Genomic DNA, 4,209 nt, shown 5'->3' on the forward strand with positions numbered 1-4,209 from the left:
TCGCCTTCGCCCGCATCGAGTGCCACTTCTTCGCCAACGGCGGCTTCTTCCCGAACGACGGCTGGATCCTCGACAGCGTGGCGAAGATCCGTGGCATCCCCGGCTGGATCGTCCAGGGCCGCTTCGACGTGGTCACCCCGATGGAAGCCGCCTGGAAGCTGAAGACCTCCTGGCCCGAGGCCCGGTTCGAGGTGGTCTGGGACGCCGGCCACGCCTCCACCGAGCCCGGCATCGTCGACGCCCTGGTGCGCGCCACCGACCAGGCGTTCACCGTCTGAGGCAGGCGCGGCCAGTGGGGCCGCCGGTCAGACCAGCGACCCCTTGCCCGAGGTGATCTCGGAGTAGCGGTGGACCCGCACGCTCATCACCAGGCCGAAGCCGATCATCACCGTCAGCATCACCGTCCCGCCGTAGGAGAGCAGCGGCATCGGCACGCCCACCACCGGCGCCAAGCCCATCACCATCGCCCCGTTGATCAGGACGTAGAGGGTGAAGGTCGCCGTCAGCCCCGCCGCCGCCAGCCGTCCGAAGTGGGAATGGCTGATGTAGGCGGTCCGCAGCGCCATGAAGATCACCGCGGCGTAGAGCACCAGGACCGACACGCAGCCCACGAAGCCGAACTCCTCCGCCAGGGTGGCGAAGATGAAGTCGGTCTGCTTCTCGGGCAGGAAGTTGAGCTGGCTCTGGGAGCCCAGGCCGTAGCCCTTGCCCAGGACGCCGCCGGAGCCCAGGGCGATCATCGACTGCAGGATGTGGTAGCCGGAGCCCGACGGATCGCTCTCCGGGTCGAGGAAGGTCATGACCCGCTGCCGCTGGTAGTCGTGCAGCACGAACATCACGAACGGCGGAATGGCGACCAGCGCCGCGGCGATGCCGCCGCCGATGATCCGCCAGTCGAGGCCGGCGAGCACGACGATCGCGATCCCCGTCATGACGATCAGCATGGCCGTGCCGAGGTCGGGCTGGTGGGCCACCAGCAGCACGGGCGCGCCGATCATCGCCGCCGGGATCAGCAGCCACCAGGAAAGCCTGGCGTTGTCGGCCGAGATGCCGTGGTAGAAGCGCGCCAGCGCCATCACGATGCCGAGCTTCATCACCTCCGACGGCTGGAAGCTGAACGGCCCGATGGACAGCCAGCGCTGAGCGCCGAGCCGCGTGTCCCCTACCAGCTCCACCGCCACCAGCAGCAGCAAGCCCGCGGCGTAGATCGGATAGGAGAGCGCAAACCAGACCCGGATGTCGATCAGCGCCAGCCCGATCATCAGCGCCAGGCAGATGCTGAAGCGGATCACGTGCTTGGCCGCCCAGGGATCCCAGGACGAGCCGGCGATGGAGAACAGCATCACCGCGCCGGCGCCCGCGATCAGGCACAGGGTCAGCACGAAGATCCAGTCGACCTCGCTCAGCTTGACGATCAGCCGGTCGCGTTCGCCGGGGCGCGTGAGGGCGGAGACGGTCACGCGGGGCCTCGCGTCGTGGGCGTGGCGGGGGCCGGGCCGGCGGCGGCCGTGGTCACCGGCGGCTGGGCGACGATCGGCGCGTCGGGCAGCAGGTCGCCTTCCGGGTCCGGCAGCAGCTCGGGCATCGGCAGGGGCCTCTGGATCCGCCCCATCAGCTCGGGGTCCTTCAGCAGGGCCACGCGCATGATCTCGCGCGCCCGCGGCGCGGCGGCGGTCGAGCCGCCCATGCCGTGCTGGACGATGACCGCCAGCGCATAGCGCGGCTGGTCGAGCGGGGCGAAGGCCACGAACAGGCCGTGGTCGCGCAGCCGCCAGGGGCCGCCCTTACCCCGGTGGCCGCCCTTGTCGTAGGAGCGCACCTGCGCCGTGCCGGTCTTGCCGGCCATGAGGATGTCGCCGAGGCCAAGCTGGCTGGCGCGGTAGGCGGTGCCGCCGGCTTCCGTCACCGCGGCCATGCCGTCGCGCACCAGGTTCAGGTGCTCCTGCGGGAACGGCAGGTCGGGCACCTCGTAGCCGCGCGGCCGCTCCACCCCGCCCACCGACTTGATGAGCCGGGGATTCAGCGCCTTGCGGCCGTTCGCGAACCTGGCCGTCATCACCGCCAACTGCAGGCAGTTCACCTGCAGGTAGCCCTGGCCGATGCCGTAGCTGAGGTTCTCGCCGGGGTACCACTTCTGGGCGCCGGGGCCGCCCTTCTTGAAGTACTCCCGCTTCCAGGCCTGGTCGGGGACCGTCCCCTTCTTCTGTCCGGAGATGCCGATGTCGAATTCCTGGCCCAGGCCGAACTCGCGGGCGACCTTGGCGATCCGGTCGGGACCGATCCGCAGGGCGACCGAATAGAAGTAGACGTCGCAGGAGTTCTTGATGGCGTCACGCATGTTCTGCATGCCGTGCCCGCCCTTCTTGTGGCAGTGGAAGTAGCGGCCGCCGAAGTACATCCCCCCGCCGCAGCCGACCCGCGCCTCCGGATCGATCCCCGCCTGCAGGGCCGCCAGCGCCGTCACTGTCTTGAAGGTCGAGCCGGGCGGGTAGAGGCCAGACAGGCACTTGTCGAGCAGGGGCCGGCGCTCGTAGTTGGCCAGCGCCCGGTACTCCGCCCCCGTCAGCCCGCGCACGAAGCGGTTGGCGTCGAAGCTGGGCGCGGAGAGCATGCACAGGATGTCGCCGGTGCGGCAGTCCATCATCACCGCGCCGCCGCTCTCCTCGCCGAACACCTCCAGGGCCCGGTTCTGCACGTCCACGTCGAGGGTGAGCTGGATCTCCTTGCCCGGCGCGGCGGGGATGTCGCCGTCCGGGTCGTGGCGCACCTCCCGGCCCCGGGCGTCCACCTCGACCTTCTGCGCGCCCGGCTTGCCACGCAGGTCCAGGTCGAAGGCCTTCTCCACCCCCTGCTTGCCGATCCGGAACCCCGGGTGGAGCATGATCGGATCGGCGTTAGGACCGGTGGGTTCCAGATCGTCCTTGTTCACCTTGGCCACGTAGCCGATCACGTGGGCGAAGGCGCCCCCGTGCGGATAGACCCGCACCTCCCCCATGTCGGCGGTGACGCCGGGCAGTTCGGGCGCGCGCACATTGATGGCGCTGAACTGCTCCCAGCTCATGTCCTCCATGACCGAGACCGGCGCGCGCTTGGGCGCGTTCTTGATGTCGCGCGCCAGGCGCTTCATCCGGGGCTCTTCGATGGGCACGAAGTTGGCCAGCGTCTTCAGCGTATCCTCGGGCTTCATGTCCTCGTCGCGGGACACGAGGAGTCGGAAGTTGGGCCGGTTGGCCGCGAGGATCTCGCCGTTGCGGTCGGTGATCAGGCCCCGTGGCGGCGGGACCAGCTTGAAGTTGAACTGGTTGGAGGCCGAGAGCTTCTCGTACCGCTGGGTCTCCAGGAGTTGCAGGTAGGCGAGGCGGCCGCCGAGCGCGGTGATCCCCAGTCCCGCGACGCCCCCGAGCAGAAAGGCCCGGCGGTGGAACACGCCCTGCCGCTCGTTGACGTCCTGGAAGTAGATGGCGGGTTCGGCCATTCCGGCGCCCCTAGCGGAACCTGACGTCGGCGTCTTCGAACATGTCGATGAGCCGGTGTGCGAAGGGATAGAGTATGACGGTCGCCAGGTATTGCCAGCCCACGGCGAGCAGGCTGGGCTGCGACTTGGCGTCCAGCATGGCGAACAGGTAGCCGGCCAGCATGGCGATGGCGACGACCACGCCGTACCAGGCCCACAGGATCGTCCGGCTCTGGCCGGCCATCATGTTGCGGCCGGCGAGCACCACGCCGTAGCCGATCAGCAGGCAGAGCGCCCACAGGCCCAGCGGGCCGCCCCAGAAGAGGTCGAGGAACAAGCCCGTCGCCAGCACCAGGAGGGGCGCCAGGATGGAGGGCCGGATGACCGCCCAGGCGAAAACGATGGCCAGAGGGAACACCGGCTCGGGCAGGCGCAGCCCCCAGACCCTCAGCGGGATGCCGAAGAGGATGGTGGCCGCCAGCACCTGCAGCATCGGGACGCCCAGCCACCGCCAAGGTTCGAGCGACCGGGCCTGGCTCACGGCGTGGTCCCCTGCGGCTCAGGCCTGGGCGCGGGCGCGGCGGCCTTCGGGGCAGGCGTCGCGGCCTTGGGCGGGGGAGTGGCGGCCGAATTCGGCGGCGGGGTCGCGGCGAGCTTCGGCGCTGGCGTGACGGCGGCCCTGGGCGGCGGGACGGCCGCAGCCTTGGGGGCCGGCGTCGCGGGACGCGGCGTCGTGGCGCCGGCCGCCGCGACGC

General features: G+C 70.3%; 4 protein-coding genes and 1 pseudogene. 1 reads left to right on the forward strand and 4 read right to left on the reverse strand.

All coding sequences use genetic code 11. The annotated features are described in order from the left end of the window. Nucleotides 1-278: pseudogene (locus V7Z97_RS19590) on the forward strand (prolyl aminopeptidase); the annotation flags it as partial. A 27-nt stretch (nt 279-305) separates the two neighbouring features. Here V7Z97_RS19590 and rodA read toward each other — a convergent pair. From rodA to V7Z97_RS19610, 4 genes are all read right to left on the reverse strand, one after another. Then, nucleotides 306-1,460, reverse strand: coding sequence for a rod shape-determining protein RodA (rodA, locus tag V7Z97_RS19595; RefSeq protein ID WP_334165180.1), 1,155 nt, complete (start codon nt 1,458-1,460; stop codon nt 306-308). Next, the gene (gene mrdA / locus V7Z97_RS19600) at nt 1,457-3,475 is read right to left on the reverse strand and encodes a penicillin-binding protein 2 (RefSeq protein ID WP_334165181.1); all 2,019 of its coding nucleotides are present in this window, start codon (nt 3,473-3,475) and stop codon (nt 1,457-1,459) included. Before mrdA ends, rodA begins: the two co-directional genes overlap by 4 nt. A gap of 10 nt (nt 3,476-3,485) precedes the next feature. Next, entirely contained in the window at nt 3,486-3,995 is a 510-nt protein-coding gene (locus V7Z97_RS19605) for a hypothetical protein (protein ID WP_334165182.1), read from the reverse strand. An 18-nt stretch (nt 3,996-4,013) separates the two neighbouring features. After that, a partial coding sequence (locus V7Z97_RS19610) for a hypothetical protein (RefSeq protein WP_334165184.1) occupies nt 4,014-4,209 on the reverse strand: 196 nt, incomplete at its 5' end.

The sequence above is a fragment of the Phenylobacterium sp. genome (assembly GCF_036821595.1).
Classification (GTDB): domain Bacteria; phylum Pseudomonadota; class Alphaproteobacteria; order Caulobacterales; family Caulobacteraceae; genus Phenylobacterium.

What these genes read in the sequence shown, in the direction of transcription:
- mrdA (WP_334165181.1), bottom strand. Translation starts at nt 3,475, where the DNA reads ATGGCCGAACCCGCCATCTACTTCCAGGACGTCAACGAGCGGCAGGGC.